Annotated in this window: 16 protein-coding genes; 4 read left to right on the top strand and 12 right to left on the bottom strand. The window is 69.4% G+C overall.

From position 1 onward, the window contains the following. Positions 1-2: 2 nt before the first annotated feature. Positions 3-644 (bottom strand): class I SAM-dependent methyltransferase, encoded by a 642-nt coding sequence (locus tag AB0I81_RS48420; RefSeq protein WP_360673179.1) that lies wholly within the window; start codon positions 642-644, stop codon positions 3-5. Positions 645-718: 74 nt separating this feature from the next. On the opposite strand from AB0I81_RS48420, the gene AB0I81_RS48415 reads away from it, so the two are divergent. Genes AB0I81_RS48415 through AB0I81_RS48405 form a run of 3 tightly spaced genes read left to right on the top strand, consistent with a single transcriptional unit; the run spans position 719 to position 2476 of the window. Further along, the gene (locus AB0I81_RS48415; RefSeq protein ID WP_360673176.1) at positions 719-1171 is read left to right on the top strand and encodes a pyridoxamine 5'-phosphate oxidase family protein; all 453 of its coding nucleotides are present in this window, start codon (positions 719-721) and stop codon (positions 1169-1171) included. Beyond that, positions 1168-1359, top strand: a complete 192-nt coding sequence (locus AB0I81_RS48410) for a ferredoxin (protein ID WP_253757579.1) — start codon at positions 1168-1170, stop codon at positions 1357-1359. The genes AB0I81_RS48415 and AB0I81_RS48410 overlap by 4 nt, the downstream gene beginning before the upstream one ends. Before the next feature lie 28 nt (positions 1360-1387). Next, positions 1388-2476 carry a Zn-dependent alcohol dehydrogenase gene (locus AB0I81_RS48405; protein WP_360673172.1) on the top strand — a complete coding sequence of 363 codons (1089 nt, stop codon included), beginning with the start codon at positions 1388-1390 and terminating at the stop codon, positions 2474-2476. Between the two features lie 39 nt (positions 2477-2515). Here the strand turns inward: AB0I81_RS48405 and AB0I81_RS48400 are convergent, their stop codons facing one another. From AB0I81_RS48400 to AB0I81_RS48360, 9 genes are all read right to left on the bottom strand, one after another. Continuing rightward, positions 2516-3724 (bottom strand): Fic family protein, encoded by a 1209-nt coding sequence (locus AB0I81_RS48400; protein ID WP_360673169.1) that lies wholly within the window; start codon positions 3722-3724, stop codon positions 2516-2518. Positions 3725-3905: 181 nt separating this feature from the next. Beyond that, on the bottom strand, positions 3906-4913 hold the full coding sequence (locus AB0I81_RS48395; protein ID WP_360673166.1) for a sugar phosphate isomerase/epimerase family protein: 1008 nt from the start codon (positions 4911-4913) through the stop codon (positions 3906-3908). After that, a complete protein-coding gene (locus AB0I81_RS48390) occupies positions 4910-6061 on the bottom strand; it encodes a Gfo/Idh/MocA family oxidoreductase (protein ID WP_360673163.1) in 1152 nt (383 codons plus the stop codon). The genes AB0I81_RS48395 and AB0I81_RS48390 overlap by 4 nt, the downstream gene beginning before the upstream one ends. Positions 6062-6078: 17 nt before the next feature. Continuing rightward, the gene (locus AB0I81_RS48385) at positions 6079-7134 is read right to left on the bottom strand and encodes a substrate-binding domain-containing protein (RefSeq protein WP_360673160.1); all 1056 of its coding nucleotides are present in this window, start codon (positions 7132-7134) and stop codon (positions 6079-6081) included. Further along, positions 7131-8132 carry an ABC transporter permease gene (locus tag AB0I81_RS48380; RefSeq protein WP_360673157.1) on the bottom strand — a complete coding sequence of 334 codons (1002 nt, stop codon included), beginning with the start codon at positions 8130-8132 and terminating at the stop codon, positions 7131-7133. The genes AB0I81_RS48385 and AB0I81_RS48380 overlap by 4 nt, the downstream gene beginning before the upstream one ends. Then, entirely contained in the window at positions 8132-9616 is a 1485-nt protein-coding gene (locus AB0I81_RS48375) for a sugar ABC transporter ATP-binding protein (protein ID WP_360673154.1), read from the bottom strand. Before AB0I81_RS48375 ends, AB0I81_RS48380 begins: the two co-directional genes overlap by 1 nt. Positions 9617-9641: 25 nt before the next feature. Further along, the gene (locus tag AB0I81_RS48370) at positions 9642-10799 is read right to left on the bottom strand and encodes an ROK family transcriptional regulator (protein ID WP_360673152.1); all 1158 of its coding nucleotides are present in this window, start codon (positions 10797-10799) and stop codon (positions 9642-9644) included. A gap of 176 nt (positions 10800-10975) precedes the next feature. Continuing rightward, positions 10976-11848: an SDR family oxidoreductase gene (locus tag AB0I81_RS48365; RefSeq protein WP_360673149.1), complete on the bottom strand. Its 873-nt coding sequence runs from the start codon at positions 11846-11848 to the stop codon at positions 10976-10978. Positions 11849-11899: 51 nt separating this feature from the next. Further along, positions 11900-12961, bottom strand: a complete 1062-nt coding sequence (locus AB0I81_RS48360) for an MBL fold metallo-hydrolase (protein WP_360673146.1) — start codon at positions 12959-12961, stop codon at positions 11900-11902. A 45-nt stretch (positions 12962-13006) separates the two neighbouring features. Here AB0I81_RS48360 and AB0I81_RS48355 point away from each other — a divergent pair, with 45 nt between their 5' ends. Then, on the top strand, positions 13007-13852 hold the full coding sequence (locus AB0I81_RS48355; protein ID WP_360673143.1) for a glutathione S-transferase C-terminal domain-containing protein: 846 nt from the start codon (positions 13007-13009) through the stop codon (positions 13850-13852). Here AB0I81_RS48355 and AB0I81_RS48350 read toward each other — a convergent pair. Beyond that, positions 13800-15083, bottom strand: a complete 1284-nt coding sequence (locus AB0I81_RS48350) for an MFS transporter (protein WP_360673140.1) — start codon at positions 15081-15083, stop codon at positions 13800-13802. The two genes, AB0I81_RS48355 and AB0I81_RS48350, sit on opposite strands and share 53 nt — an antisense overlap. Beyond that, positions 15080-15646 (bottom strand): helix-turn-helix domain-containing protein, encoded by a 567-nt coding sequence (locus tag AB0I81_RS48345; protein WP_360673138.1) that lies wholly within the window; start codon positions 15644-15646, stop codon positions 15080-15082. Before AB0I81_RS48345 ends, AB0I81_RS48350 begins: the two co-directional genes overlap by 4 nt. Between the last annotated feature and the right edge of the window lie 44 nt (positions 15647-15690).

The raw sequence follows: 15690 nt of genomic DNA, 5'->3' as shown, positions 1-15690 counted from the left end.
AGCTAGATGCCGGCCCCCACGCGCTCCAGCACCCGCAGCGAGCCCGTCACCGCCACCTCGCTGAACGCGCCCGACTCCACCGCCCGCCGATAGACCCGGTACGGCGCCTGCCCCCCATGGGCGGGATCCGGGTAGATGTCGTGGAAGACCAGCGCCCCGCCCCTCATCACGTGCGGCGCCCAGCCCTCGTAGTCGCGGGTCACCGGCTCCTCGGAGTGGCCGCCGTCGATGAACAACATGCCGAGCGGCGTGTTCCAGAGCGCGGCGACCTGCTCCGACCTCCCGACGATCGCGATCACCTCCTCCTCCAGCCCGGCGGAGGCGATCGTGGAGCGGAACGTCGGCAACGAGTCCATCTTCCCGAACCGGGGATCGACCAGGGTCGGGTCGTGGTGCGCCCAGCCCGGCTGGATCTCCTCGGAGCCCCGGTGGTGGTCCACCGTGACGACCACGGACCCGCTCTGGCGGGCGGCCGCGCCGAGGTAGATGGCCGACTTGCCGCAATAGGTGCCGATCTCGCAGATGGGGCCGAGCTTGCCGTACCGGCAGGCGGTCTCGAACAGGGCCAGGCCCTCCTCCGGCGGCATGAACCCCTTGGCATGTTTCGCCGCGTAAAGCAGCTCTGACGGCATCGTCATAGGCATGCACCCTAGCCGAACCGAATAACATTCCGGCCGACCCTTGCAGGGCCGTTCTGCAACCTGTTCTACTTGCAAGCGTGAATCAGCGTGCTCGCATCGCGATGTCGGACGACGAGGTCACCGCCTTCCTGGAGGGCTCCCGCAAGCTGCAACTGGCGACCATCAACCCCGACGGCACGCCGCACCTGGTGACCATGTTCTACGGACTCGACGAGGGCCGGATCGCCTTCTGGACCTACGGCAAGGCGCAGAAGGCCCGCAACCTGGCCCGCGACCCCCGCGTGAGCTGTCTGGTCGAGGCCGGCGAGGACTACAACGAGTTGCGCGGCATCCTGCTGTACGGCAAGGCCCGGCAGGTGGACGACCGCGGCCACGTCCTGACCATCGGCCTGGAGATCGCCCGCAGGATGACTCCGGGCGTACCGGACGAACTGCTGCTCCCGTATGTGGAGAAAACAGGGCTCAAGCGGGTTGCGTACGTCGTCGAGCGCACGAAAGTGGTCTCATGGGACCACAGGAGGCTCACATGAAGGTCAAGGTGGACGAGCTCGTCTGCGAGGCCAACGCCGTGTGCATGGGGCTCGCGCCCGAGGTGTTCGAGGTGGACGACGACGACCAGCTCCACATCCTGCTGCCAGAACCACCCCCCGAGATGCGGGACCGCGTCCGCCACGCGGTCAGGTCCTGCCCGAAAGCCGCTCTGTCCCTCGAGGAATAGCCCCAGGCACGAGGAGAGGAACCCCGAAATGCGCGCCGCGATCCTGCACGCCGTAGGCAACGACAAGCTCGACATCCGCGACGACGTCACCCTGACCCCCGTCGGGCCGGCGGAGGTGCGGGTGCGCATCAAGGCCACGGGCGTCTGCCATTCGGACCTGTCGGCCATGTCCGGCGTGCTGCCGCAGCCCGTGCCGCTCATCCTCGGCCACGAGGGCGCGGGCGAGGTGGTCGAAGTGGGCGAGCACGTCACGTCGGTCAAACCCGGCGACCACGTCGTCATCAGCTGGCGCCCGGCCTGCCAGGAGTGCGACCTGTGCGTGGGCGGCCAGCCGTACCTGTGCATGAAGTACGTCATCGAGTCCTTCACCAAGGGCAACTTCCGCTTCGGCGGCGACGGGGCGACGGCGTTCGGGATGGCCGGGTGCGGCACCTGGGCCGAGGAGATCGTCGTGCCGTGGCAGGGCGCGATCAGGATCGACGACGACGTGCCGTGGGAGGCGGCGGCCCTGATCGGCTGCGGCATCACCACCGGCGTCGGCGCCGCGATCAACACCGCCAAGGTACGTCCGGGCTCCACGGTCGCGGTGATCGGCTGCGGCGGCGTCGGCCTGTCCGTCATCCAGGGCGCCCGCGTCTCCGGCGCCAGGACGATCCTCGCGGTGGACCCGCTGGAGTCCAAGCACGAGCTGGCCAGGAAGGTCGGCGCCACGCACGCGGTCACGCCCGAGCAGGTCCCCGAGACGCTGGCGGCGCTCACCGGCGGCAGCGGCTTCGACTACGGCTTCGAGGTGGTCGGCAAGGCGGCCACCATCCAGAGCGCCTGGCAGCTCACCCGGGCCGGCGGCGAGGTGATCGTGGTCGGGGCGGGCTCCACGGACGACATGGTCTCACTGTCGGCCTTCAACCTGCTGTTCGAGGGCAAGACCCTGAAGCCCAGCCTGTACGGCGAGTCGGACGTGCGGCACGACTTCCCCTACTTCGCCAAGCTGCACAAGACCGGCCTGCTGGACCTGGAGTCCATGATCAGCGCCCGAATCCGCCTGGGCGACCTGAACGACGCGGTCGAAGCGTTGCGCGGCGGCGAGGTGCTGCGCCAGATCGTCCTCATGGACTGACCGGACTCCACCCGGGACGACGATCAGTCTCGCGGGGATTCATGTCTGCGGCCGGGCGGGAACCGCTCGCCCGGGCGGCGACTCACGCGTGTCCCAGCGGGTGCTCGCAAGTCGGCGCTCAGTCAGGGTGAGCAGATCGAAGATCTCGCGAGCGAGATACCCTCTGGTGTTCCGCTCGACCTGTTTCGGATGCAGGATGCCCGCCCCCGCAAGCTCCTCCAGCGCCTGCCGGGCCGCCGGATGGGTGACCGAAAGCAGACACTGCACGGTGCGGGCAGTCACCAGCGGTGCCGCGGGTAGAAGATCCAGCAGACGAGCGACCGCCGAATCGGCTCGCGGCACCGGACGCAGTCCCTGGGATTCACGGTAGTGCCGATGCCGTTCCAACCACTCTTCGTGAAGCTGGTCGAGCTCGTCGGCGAACTTCTCGGCCTGCGACACAGCGGTGGTCGTCGCCGCGAGGAACACACGCAGCCACCTGTTCGTCCCTTGCCGCGCCGCGTCCGATCCGGGGTCTTCCCCATGCCTGAACGCCGTGAGGCCGTCAATGTACGCATCCGACCGCGTGAGCAGCACGAGACTGATCGGAAGGATCGCATGAGGGGTGAGACCGCGCCTGGTGAGGATCGTGTGCACCAGAGCCCGGCCCACTCTGCCGTTGCCATCCGTGAACGGATGGATCGTTTCGAACTGGGCGTGTGCAAGTGCCGCCTGGATGAGGGGCGCGTGTTGCGCGGCGTTGACGTAGGAGATGAGATCGTCCATCAGCGGCTGAACCAGCTCCGCCGGCGGGGGAACGAACTCGGCATCCAGCGGATGCCAGTTCCCGCCTCCCACCCAGTTCTGTACGTCGCGCAGACCGTGGTGCTTCTCCTCCGGCAGCAGGACGGCCTGCAAGGCGACGACATCCGCCGTGGAGACCGACTCGGTGGCGACGAGTTCGGTGACCGCCTGCCGGAGCGCCGTCACGTTGTTGGCCACTAGAGCCGCCGTTGCCGTGAACCCCTTGGACACACCGGTTTCGTGAGCGGCCAGTTCGGCCAGGGCAACCTGCTGGGGGGAGGTCTGAAGTCCTTCTATCCGGGACGAGGCGATCGCCTCTGATCGGAGAAGAAAGCGGGCCAGAGCGTCCACACCGTGGCTGGCGGCGTGTGCCGTGAGCCGCCGCACCAGCGCCTCCGACTTGGCGGCCTCTTCTGCGACGTCGGGCAGCACGACGACATCCGCGCCCATCAGTCGGTCGGGCACGTAGGGCCGGTAAACACCCCCTCGCTTGTCCCGCCTGCTCGGAGCGTCCCATGACGCGGACCATGACGCCTCACGATATTCCGCCACGGCGTTATCCTTTCACGCCAAGCCACAGCGTGAAAGGATAACTTGTATCCTTTCATCGCCATGCCCGGCGTGAAAGGATACACAGGAACGGCTCCTACGTGGTCGAGAAGGCGGCGTCGAAGGCCGTCGTGGGCGGGGTGATGGAGTTGAGCGTGCGGATGTAGCCCAGCGCCTCCTTGGCCCCGTCCAGCCGGTCCATCCCGGCGTCCTCCCACTCGATCGAGATCGGGCCCTCATAGCCGATCGAGTTCAGGGCGCGGAAGCAGTCCTCCCACGGCACGTCGCCGCGCCCGGTCGAGACGAAGTCCCAGCCCCTGCGCATGTCGGCCCACGGCAGGTGCGAGGACAGGCGGCCCTTGCGGCCGTCGCCGACGCGGACGCGGGTGTCCTTGCAGTCCACGTGGTAGATGCGGTCCTTGAAGTCCAGGATGAACCCCACCGGGTCGATGTCCTGCCAGACCATGTGGGAGGGGTCCCAGTTCAGGCCGAACGCCGGGCGGTGGCCGATGGCCTCGAGGGTGCGCACCGTGGTGTGGTAGTCGTAGGCGATCTCGCTCGGGTGCACCTCGTGGGCGAAGCGCACGCCGACCTCGTCGAAGACGTCCAGGATCGGGTTCCAGCGGTCGGCGAAGTCCTGGTATCCGGCCTCGACCATGGAGGCGGGCACCGGCGGGAACATGGCGACCGTGTGCCAGATCGACGAGCCCGTGAAGCCCACCACCGTGTCCACGCCCAGCGCGGCGGCGGCGCGGGCGGTGTTCTTCAGGTCCTCGGCCGCCGCCTGACGCACGGACTCGGGGTCGCCGTTGCCCCAGATGCGGGACGGCAGGATGGCCTTGTGCCGCTCGTCGATGGGGTGGTCGCACACGGCCTGGCCCACGAGGTGGTTGGAGATCGTCCAGACCTTCAGGCCGTGCTTGTCGAGCTGAGCGCGCTTCTGCTCCACGTACGAGGGGTCCGCCACGGCCTGTGCCACGTCGAAGTGGTCACCCGAGCAGGCGATCTCCAGGCCGTCGTAGCCCCACTCGGAGGCCAGCCTGCACACCTCCTCGAACGGCAGGTCGGCCCACTGGCCGGTGAAGAGCGTGACTGGTCGCATCAATCCTCCACGTTCGTGTAGCGGCTGCCGTCGGCAGCGCTGCGCTCGACCGCCTCCAGCACGCGCTGCACCCGCAGCCCGTCGGCGAACGAGGGTGTCGGGTCGGCGCCGGTGCCGACGGCCTCCAGGAAGTCCTTGATCTCGTGGGTGAAGGTGTGCTCGTAGCCAAGGCCGTGGCCGGGCGGCCACCAGGCGCCGACGTACGGGTGGTCCGGCTCGGTGACCAGGATCCGCTCGAAGCCGCCGCCGCCCGTGCTGAGCCACAACTCGTTCATGGCCTCGAAGTCGAAGGCCAGGCTGCCGGCCGAGCCGTTGATCTCGATGCGCATCGCGTTCTTGCGCCCGTTCGCGAACCGGGTCGCCTCGAACGAGGCCAGCGCCCCGCCCGACATCCGGCCGATGAACAGGGCGGCGTCGTCCACGGTGACCTCGCCCCTGGCGGCGGAGCCGGTGGCGCCGAGTCCGGCCGACTCGGTCGCCAGCGGGCGTTCCTTGACGAAGGTCTCGGTCAGCGCCGAGACGCCCGTCACGTTCTGCCCGGTGATGAAGTGGGCGGCGTCCACGATGTGCGCGCCGATGTCGCCGAGCGCGCCGGATCCCGCCTTGTCCTTCTGCAGCCGCCAGACCAGCGGGAACTCCGGATCGACGATCCAGTCCTGCAGGTACTGTGCCCGCACGTGCCTGATCTCGCCGATCCGCCCCTCTTCGACGTACCGGCGGGCGAGCGCGATCGCGGGCACCCGCCGGTAGTTGAAGGCCACCATGCTCTTACCCGGCGCGGCGGCGGCCGCCGCCACCATGGCCTCGGCCTCGGCGACGGTGTTGGCCAGCGGTTTCTCGCAGATCACGTGTTTGCCGGCCTGCAGCGCGGCGATGGCGATCTCCGCGTGGGAGTCGCCCGGCGTGCAGATGTCGACGATCTGCACGTCGTCGCGCTTGACCAGCTCTCTCCAGTCCGTCTCGATGTCGGCCCAGCCGAGCTGCGCGGCGGCCGCCTCGGTGCGTTCCTTGGACCTGCCCGCGAGCACCGCCATGCGCGGCGCCAGCGGCAGGTCGAAGAACGCTCCGACACTCCGCCAGGCTTGGGAGTGGACACGGCCCATGAACGCGTAGCCGATCATGCCCACGCCGATGGTGGTTCTGTCTGACATGCAACCCCCGATCAGGATCAGGATTCGAAGCCGAGCGCCAGGTACTTCTCGACGTTCTCCTTGGTGATGGTCTCTGATGCGAGCGTGATTGACTGGGGAACCTGGTTTTCCACCAGATCGCTCATGCCCTTCCCCTGTGCTATCAGACGCGCGAGTTTGATAGCAGAGGAGGCCATGGTCGGCGAGTAGGTGACGGTGGCCTGCAGCACGGACGAGCCCGACTGGATCTCCCGCATCGCGTTCAGCGAGCCGGCCCCGCCGACCATGATGAACTCGTTGCGGCTGGCCTCCTTGATCGCGGCCAGCACGCCGACGCCCTGGTCGTCGTCGTGGTTCCAGAGCGCGTCGATCTTCTTGTGCGCCTGCAGCAGGGAGGTGGCCACCTCGTTGCCGGTCTCGACCGTGAACTGGGCGTCCTGCTTGGCCGTGACGGTGAAGTTGTAGGTCTTCAGCGCGTCGGCGAAGCCCTTGGTGCGGTCCTGCGTCAGCGGCAGCGTGGCGATGCCCTGGATCTCGACGATCACGGGGTTGGCCACGCCCTTGTCCTTGAGCTGCTTGCCGATGAAGTGCCCGGCGGCCACGCCCATGCCGTAGTTGTCGCCGCCGATCCACGACCGATATGCCAATTTATCGGGGAAAATCCGGTCGAGGTTGATGACCGGGATGCCCGCCTCGGTGGCCTGCAACGCGACCTGGTTGAGCTGCTGGCCGTCGTTGGGCAGGATCACCAGCGCGTTCACCTTGGCCGCGATCAGCGACTCGACCGCGGAGATCTGCTGGTTGATGTCATTGGTCGGCTCGACCGGCTTGAACTCGATGTCGGTGTACTGCTTCGCGGTGGCCTCGGCGTTCTTGGCGATGGCCGCGATCCACCCGTGGTCAGCCGCGGGCGCCGAGAAGCCGATCACCACCTTGGTCCCGGGCTGGTCGTTGCCGCTGGCCGCCGGGGCGGGCGCGGGAGCCGCGCTCGTCGGCGCCGCCGCGGGCTCGTTGCTGGTGCAGCCGGTCGCTAAGAGGGCGGCCCCGCCGAGCCCACCGAGGAGGAATCCCCTGCGCCTGACGATGTCACTCATGGTGCTCTCTCCTTCAGATTCCGCCGCTGGAGAAGGACGGCGACGACGATGATCAGGCCCTTGGCGATCAGCTGGTCGCTGGTGTTGAGCCCGTTGAGAATGAAGAGGTTGGTGATGATGGTGAAGATCAGCAGGCCCAGGATCGAGCCGATGATCGTGCCCCGGCCTCCGGTGAGCAGCGTGCCGCCGATGATCACGGCGGCGATCGCGTCCAGTTCGTACAGGTCGCCATGGGTGGACGAGCCCGTCGTCGTGCGTGCCATGATCAGGATGGCCGCGATGCCGCAGCACAGGCCGGACAGCGCGTACAGCAGCATGGTGTGCCTGCGCACGTCGATGCCGGCCAGGCGGGCCGCCTCGGGGTTGCCGCCGACGGCGTAGGTGCGCCGCCCGAACGTGGTGCGGTTGAGCAGGATCCAGCCCAGCACCACGACCAGCGCGAAGATGTAGACCAGCACCGGGATGCCCAGCCAGCGGGTGGTGGACAGTCCGACGATGGCCGAGTAGTTGTCCTGCGCGACGAGTTGTGTCTTGCGGTCGGACATGCGCTGGGCCAGCCCCCGGGCGGCCACCAGCATGGCCAGCGTGGCGATGAACGGCACCAGCCGCCCGTAGGCGATCAGTAACCCGTTGACCAGCCCCGCCCCCGTGCCGACGAGGATGGCGCAGATCGCCATCACCACCGGCCCGTACGACTGCGTGGCCAGCGTCGTGGCCCACACACTGGCCAGCGCCATCACCGCGCCCACCGACAGGTCGATGCCGCCACCGATGATCACGAACGTGGCGCCGACCGTGATCACGCCGATCGTGGCCGCCAGCGACAGGATGCTGACCAGGTTGGACGCGGTGGCGAAGTTCTCCGGCCTGGTGACCAGTCCGACGACGATCAGCAGCGCCAGCGCGCCGAGCAGGCCGAGATGTCGCATCTCACCGACCCCGCGGATCGACGGCAGCACCGGCGCGGCCGTCTTGCCCTTCGTGGCAGGCTCGCCCATCAGGCCGCCCTCCCATTCATGATCATGTCCAGTACGCGGTGCTCGTCCAGCTCCGCCGCATCGCCCTCGTGGATGACGCTCCCTTCACGCAGCACCAGCACCCGGTCGGCCAGGCCCAGCACCTCCGGCACCTCGCTGGAGACCAGCAGCACGCCGATGCCCTTCTCGGCCAGGTCGTGGATCACCGCGTACAACTCGGCCCTGGCTCCCACGTCCACGCCCCGGGTGGGCTCGTCGAGCAGGAGCAGCTTGCGCCCGCCGAGCAGCCAGCGGGCCAGCACGGCCTTCTGCTGGTTGCCGCCCGAGAGGGTCCTGATCGGGCGTTCCGGGTCGGGCGGCCTGATGTCCAGCATTTCCGACAGGCGTCTGGCCTCCTCGCGCTCGCGTTTGCGGTCGATCCAGCCGAACCTGGCGAACCCCGGCAGGGTGCCCAGCGTGATGTTGGCCGTGACGCTCTGGTCCAGGAGCAGGGCCTGGGCCTTGCGTTCCTCGGGGGCCAGGCCCATGCCGTTCCTGACCGTGCCGACCACGCCGCGGCGCACCGGGCGCCCGTCGAGCAGGACGCGGCCGGAGGAGGGGCGGGCGCCGTAGACGGCTTCGAGGATCTCCGAACGGCCCGAGCCGACGAGCCCGGCCAGGCCCACGATCTCGCCCGCCCGTACCGCGAAGGAGACGTCCTCGAAGACGCCCGGCGAGCTGAGGCCCTCGACTTGGAGCACCTCCTCGCCCAGCTCGCGGCCGCCTCTGGGTGGGAAGACGTACTCGACGTTCCTGCCGGTCATGAGGGAGACGATCTGCGCGGTCGGGGTGTCGCGGGCGGGCAGGCCGACGGCGACCGTGCGGCCGTCCTTCAGCACCGTGACCCGGTCGCCGATCTCGCGGATCTCCTCCAGCCGGTGGGAGATGTAGACCACGGCCACGCCCTGCTCGGTGACCTCGCGGATGATGCGGAAGAGGTTGGCCACCTCGTCGTGGGCGAGCGCGGCCGAAGGCTCGTCCATGATGATCAGGCGGGCGTCGTGGGAGAGCGCGCGGGCCATCGAGACGACCTGCTTGGCCGCCGGCGAGAGCCGCCCGACCTCCGCCGACGGGCGGATCTCCGGATGGCCCAGGCGTTCCAGCACCTCGCGTGCGGCGCGGTTGCCCGCGGCCCTGTTCACGAAGCCCAGGCGGGCGTGCTCGTGGCCGAGGAAGATGTTCTCGGCCACGCTGAGCCCGTCCACCAGGTCGAGTTCCTGGTAGATGGTGGCGAAGCCGAGCTTGATGGCGTCGATGGGGCTGCCGGGGCGCACTTCTGCCTCGTTGAACGAGATCGTGCCCTCGTCCGGCTGGTGCACTCCGGCCAGCACCTTGATCAGGGTGGACTTGCCGGCGCCGTTCTGGCCGAGCAGGCAGTGCACTTCGCCCGCCCGTACGTCGAGATCGACCCCGTCCAGCGCGCGCACGCCGGGGAACTGCTTGACGATGCCCTTCATGACCAGCATCGGGACGTCCCTTTCAGGCGTTCTATCAGGCGTTGACGATGCGGTTGATGTTGTCCGGTGACAGATAGTGCTCGATGGCGAGGATTCCGGCGCCGAGTGCGGCGGCGTTGATGCCCGTACGGCTCGGCGTGATCGACAGGTGGTGCGTGGCCAGCGGCAGCGAGCGGCGGTAGACCGTCTCCCTGATCCCGGCCAGCAGGTGCTCGTGGACCCGCGACAACGCGCCGCCGATGACGATGACCTCGGGGTTGAAGAAGTTGACCAGGCTGGCCAGCACCTCGCCGATGAGCCGGCCCGCCTCCCTGACCAGGCGCAGCGCCTGGGTGTTGCCCGACTGTACGAGCGCCACCACGTCGGCGCCCGTCTCGGCCGCCAGGCCCAGCTCGGTCAGCCGCCGCGCGATGGCGGCCCCGCCGGCCACGGCCTCCAGGCAGGCGCTGTTGCCGCACCGGCAGCCGGCGTCGTCGTGACCGCTGACCCGGATGTGCCCGATGTCGCCCGCCGAGCCCTGGGCGCCCCTGTGCAGCTTGCCCTCGGCCATGATGCCGCAGCCGATGCCGGTGCCGACCTTGACGAACAGCAGGTGTCTGGTGTCGGCGAAGGCGCCGCGGTGCTCGCCCAGCGCCATCACGTTGACGTCGTTGTCCACCAGGACCTCGACGCCGTCGAAGTACTCGGGGACGGGGTAGTCGTTCCAGCCGGGCATGATCGGCGGGTTGTTCGGCCGGCCCGTGGCGAACTCCACGGGGCCCGGCACGCCGATCCCGAGGGCACGCAGCGCCGTACGGGGCCGTCCCACCTGGCCCAGCAGCCGGTCGAGCCGCTCGTCCACGTGGGCGAGCACCTTCTCCGGCCCGTCGCCGATCAGCAGCGAGTCCTCGCACTCGCCCAGCACGTTGCCCGAGATGTCCATGAGCGCGACGCGGCAGTGCGTGGCGCCCAGGTCCACGCCCGCGAAGGCGTGCTCCTCGGTGTGCAGGCGGAGCTGGCGCGGCGGCCGGCCGCCGGTGGACTCGCCGCTCTCGGTCTCCTCGACCAGGCCACGTTCGATCAACGCGTCCACGCGCTGGGAGATCGTGGACCTGGCCAGGCCGGTGAGCCTGGCCAGATCGGAGCGGGTCGTCGCGGAGCCCGCACTGATCAGCGTCAGCACGTCACCGGCGGAGCCCGGCTGGGGGGTCATGCCGCGACAATAAGATCACCGATGCGGCAAATCAAGAGTGAGTATCGACCAAACTCCGCCAACTTCCGCCGAAGATCGAACAAAGGCCCCACTTTCCCGACATTTCGGTACTTGGCCGTACAAACGAGAGCGCCGGCCTCCACTCATCGGAGACCGGCGCGCACGGCGGAATCCGGCTAGAGCATCGCCTTCATCGAGTCGGCGGCGGTCAGCACGTAGGGCTGCTCGGCCATCACCGACTCCCAGTTGTCCGCGATCGCCTCTGGCGTGAGGTCGTCGGTGCGCCAGCCGGGACCCTCGGCCACGAACACGCGCGCCACCCGGCCGCCCCCGACGGAGAAGACCTCCCCGGTGGTCTCGCACGACTCGTGCACGAGGTAGGCGACCAGCGCGCTGACCCGCTCGGAGGTGAACTTGGCCTCGAACTCGGCGGGCAGCAGCGCCTCGGTCATCCGCGTCCAGGCGATGGGCGCGATCGCGTTGGCCCTGATCCCGTTGCGCGCGCCCTCGATCCCGATCGTCTTGGTCAGGCCGACCAGGCCCATCTTGGCGGTGGAGTAGTTGGCCTGGCCGAAGTTGCCGAACAGGCCGGCCGGGCTGGAGGTGTTGACGACGCGCCCGTAGCCGGCCGCCTTCATCAGCGGGTACGCGGCGCGGCTGACCAGGTACGAGCCGCGTACGTGCACGGCCAGCACCTGGTCGAACTCCTCCGGCGTCATCTTCCCGAACGACTTGTCCCGCAGGATGCCCGCGTTGTTGACGACGATGTCGACCTGGCCGAACGCGTCCACGGCCGCCTGCACGATGGCCTCGGCGCCCTCGGGCGTGGCGACGTTGTCGGCGCTGGCCACGGCCTGGCCGCCGTTCTGCCGGATGAGTTCGGCCACCTCGGCGGCGGGCCCCGCCGAGGCCCCCGTGCCGTCGAGCGCGCCCCCGAGGTCGTTGACGACGACCTTGGCGCCCCGCTCGGCCAGCAGGAGCGCGTGCGACCTGCCGAGGCCGTGCCCAGCCCCTGTGATGATCGCGACCCTGTCATCGAACCGAAGCATCGAACCTCCCGCGCAGGAGAACAAGATTCTAGTGAGGCTACGATAACCGCCTCAGGGCACCCGCCACAGGTCCGGCTCGCCCGCTTCCCTGACCACCCGCCCCTTGGCGGCCAGCCAGACCAGGTGGGCCAGCGTCTCGTTGTTGGCCGAGCGCCGCATGAACGGCGGAATCGTCTCCCAGGGCCGCGACCACGTCAGCCGGGTGGCCACCTCCCAGCACGCGGCCCCGCCCAGCTCGCCCACGACCCGCTCGATCTCGGCCAGCCGGTCGTCGTGGTGCGCCAGCACGGCGTCCACCCGCTCGGTCAGCTCCAGGAACCGGAACTCGTGCGCCGGCAGCACCTCATCGACCTCCAGCTTGCGCACGGCGGCCAGCGAGTCGAGGTAGTCGGCCAGCGGGTTCGGCCCCGACTGCGGATGCACGGCCACGATGGGCGTGATCTTCGCCAGCACGTGGTCACCCGAGAAGAGCACCTTGCGCCCCGGAGAGACGAAGCACAGGTGACCCGGCGAGTGGCCGGGCGTCCAGATGGCCCGCAGGTCCCAGCCCGGCAGGTCGAGGTCGTCGCCGTCCTCGATCAGCCGGTCCGGCTTGGCCATCGAGACCATGTGCCTGATCATCATGGAGGCGCCGGCCAGCTCGTCCAGCGTCAGCGCCGGGACGCCGCAGCGGACCAGCAGCGCGCGCTCCCGTTCGGCCAGGGAGTCGATGGCCTCCTCGTCGTAACGCTCGCGCACCAGGCGGGCGTCGGCCGGGTGCAGCGCGATCCAGGCGCCCGAGTTCTCCCTGACCCGCCCGGCCAGGCCGTAGTGGTCGGGGTGGATGTGGGTGACGAGCACCCCCTTGACGTCGGTGATCGCGTAGCCGGCCACGCCCAGGCCCGCGACCAGCGCGTCGTACGCCTCGTCGGTGTTCCAACCGGCGTCGATGATCACCACGCCGTCGGACTTCAGCTCCAGGGCGTAGACCAGCACATATCTGAGCGGATTTATCGGGATCGGCACCGGGATGGACCACACTCCCGGGCGTACCCGCTCGACTTCGGGGAACGTCCCGCCGACCCACGCCTCTCGTTGTGCCACGTTCGAGGGGGTCACTGCAAATTTCGCCACATGCCCGAATATAGTTCTGTGTCCGAATCGTGTTCTACTGGGGTCATGAAGCCGCGCCGCGAGCTCACCGAAGATGGCCGCTTCGTCCGGCAGCAGAACCGCTTCACCGACCGGCTCGGCCCGCCGGAACCCGGCCGGTACCGGGTCTACGCCTCCTACGCCTGCCCGTGGGCGCAGCGCGTGCTGATCGTCCGCAAGCTCCTCGGCCTGGAGGACCTGCTGGACGTCACGATCGTCGATCCCATCCGCGACGAGAAGGGCTGGCGGATGCCCGGCGGCGACCCGGAGTACCTGTCGGAGCTCTACCACGCCACCGACCCCGACTACGTCGGCCGTTACACCGTCCCGTGCGTCTGGGACACCAGGGACGAGCGGATCGTCACCAACGACTTCCCCCAGATCACCCTCGACCTGGAGATGTCGTGGGGCACCTCACCCAACCTCTATCCGCAGCGCCTGCGCCCGGACATCGACATCATGAACGACCGCCTCTACCACGGCCTCAACAACGCGGTCTACGAGGCCGGCTTCTCCCGTGACCAGCAGGTCTACGAGGAGGCGGTGGCGCGCGTGTTCACCACCCTCGACCTCCTGGAGGTGCGCCTGGCCGAGTCGGAGTTCCTCTTCGACACGCTCACCGACAGCGACGTGCGCCTCTACACGACCCTGGCCAGGTTCGACTCGGTGTACTACGCGCACTTCAAGTGCTCGGTGCGGCGGCTGGCCGACTATCCGGCGCTGTGGGCGTACGCGCGCAGGTTGTACGCCATCCCAGCGTTCGTCGAGACCACCGATTTCGACCAGATCAAGCGTCACTACTACATCACCCAGACCCACATCAACCCGAGCCGGATCGTGCCGGTAGGGCCCGAGCTGGACTGGAGCCTGTAGGCGCCGGCATCCGGACGAACAGCAGCGCCGAGGCGAGCATCACCACGGCGGCGGCGCCCCAGGCCATGCCGAGGCCCGCCTGGGCGGCCAGGGAGCCGAGCGTGAGATTGGCCACGATGCCGCCGGACTGCAACGACAACGAACTCGTCGAGGTGACCGTGGTGCGTTCGGCGGCGGTGACCGCCTTGTGGGTCAGCTCCAGGCACAACACGCCCGTCACCGCCAGGCCGACGAAGAGCGTGACGTAGGCGAGCCCGGCGCTCAGCAGCCCCGGCGGGCCGTCCAGCCCCGCCGTCGCGGCCAGCGCCCCGACGGAGAGCGCGGTCAGCGCCGTACCCGCGATCGCTCCCCTGGCCGACCCGCCCGCCAGGCGCGCGGCGCGGGGCGCGAGCGTGCTGCCCGTCGCGCTGCCCGCGAACCCGAGCGCGGCCACCACGGCGTAGGCGAGGCTGCCCTCCTCCGCCGTCCCCGCGAGCTCGGCCAGGCGGCCCGGCGTGAGCAACTCGATGGAGATCAGCACCATGCCCGACGCGGCGGCGGCGAGCATGAGCCTGCGCAGCACGGCCCCGCCGAGAGCCAGCCGCACGCCGCCCATCACGGTGGCGGGCACCTCACGCAGCACGCCTGCGAGCGAGCGGCGTTCGTGGGCCGGCTCCGGCAGCGCGAACACCACCACGACCAGCAGGACCACCGCCGCCATCGCGCCCGCCAGGGACGGCGCGGCCAGCGGGAAGATCAGCGAAGCGGGCGCCAGCAGCGGCAGCGCGCCGCCCGCCAGCACTCCGACGCACAGGGCCACCGACTCCATCGCGCCGCCCCTGGCCAGGCCCGGCTTGAGGTCGGCGTCGGGACCCTCGATGCCGTGCAGCGTGTCGACGTACCAGGAGGTGGCGGGGCCGCTGGACAGCGCTCTGGCGACGCCCTTGAACACGCCGCTCAGCAGGAACATCCAGAACGTGGTGGACACGCTCATCAGCGCCAGCCCCGCCACCGTGAACGCGGCCGAGGCGGCCAGCACCACGCGCCGCCCCACGACGTCTGCCAGCCCGCCGGTGGGCAGTTCCAGGCTGACGGTCACGACCGAGAACACGGTCACCACCAGCCCGACCTGGGCCAGGCCGAGGCCCCGCTCGGTCATCAGCAGGACCATGGTCGCCATCATGGTCCCCGGCGGCAGCCAGGTCAGGAAGTTGACGAGCATGTAGCGCCGTAAGGCCGAACGCGCGGTCACGGCTCCTCCTTCGGTGCGCGGGGGAAGGCCCCCAGCCAGACTCGGACCTGCTCGGCGTCGGGGGCGCCCGCATGGCGCTCGACCAGCTCACGCAGCAGTTCCTCGCTACGCGCCGCGAACTCCTTCAGCCCGGCGGGCGGCAGCACGGCTATGTGGTCGCTCATGCCGGCCGCCTCCACCCACTCGGGCGACCACTCTGCCTCGTCGAACTCCTGCACGAACCGCCCGAGAACCTCCGCCTGCCACAGCCGCATGACCTTGACGGCCTCGCGCCCCTCGGGCGTCCCGGACAACTCCCGGCTGTTCCACGAGGTGTAGCGGTGCCGGGCCCGCCAGCGGCGCTCGCGGCCGTCGCGCCGGTCGGGGTCCTCCTCGATGAAGCCGTACTTGAACAGCTCCCGCAGGTGGTAGCTGGTCGAGCCGGAGCTCTCGCCCAGCCTGCGGCCCAGCTCGCTCGCGGTGGCCGGGCCGTCCGCGCGCAGCAGGCCGAGCATGCGGGCCCGGAGCGGATGGGTGACCGCCTTGAGCACCTGCGGGTCACTGATCTTGTACTGCTCCTCCATACGACCGACGATAGACCGCAAAGACAATTTTGCAAAGGGAATTT

Origin of the sequence: Nonomuraea sp. NPDC050404, assembly GCF_040655495.1 — a bacterium.
In the GTDB taxonomy this organism is placed as follows: domain Bacteria; phylum Actinomycetota; class Actinomycetes; order Streptosporangiales; family Streptosporangiaceae; genus Nonomuraea.
The sequence above is the reverse complement of the archived record's forward strand: the minus strand, read 5'-3'. Positions and strand labels throughout refer to the sequence as shown.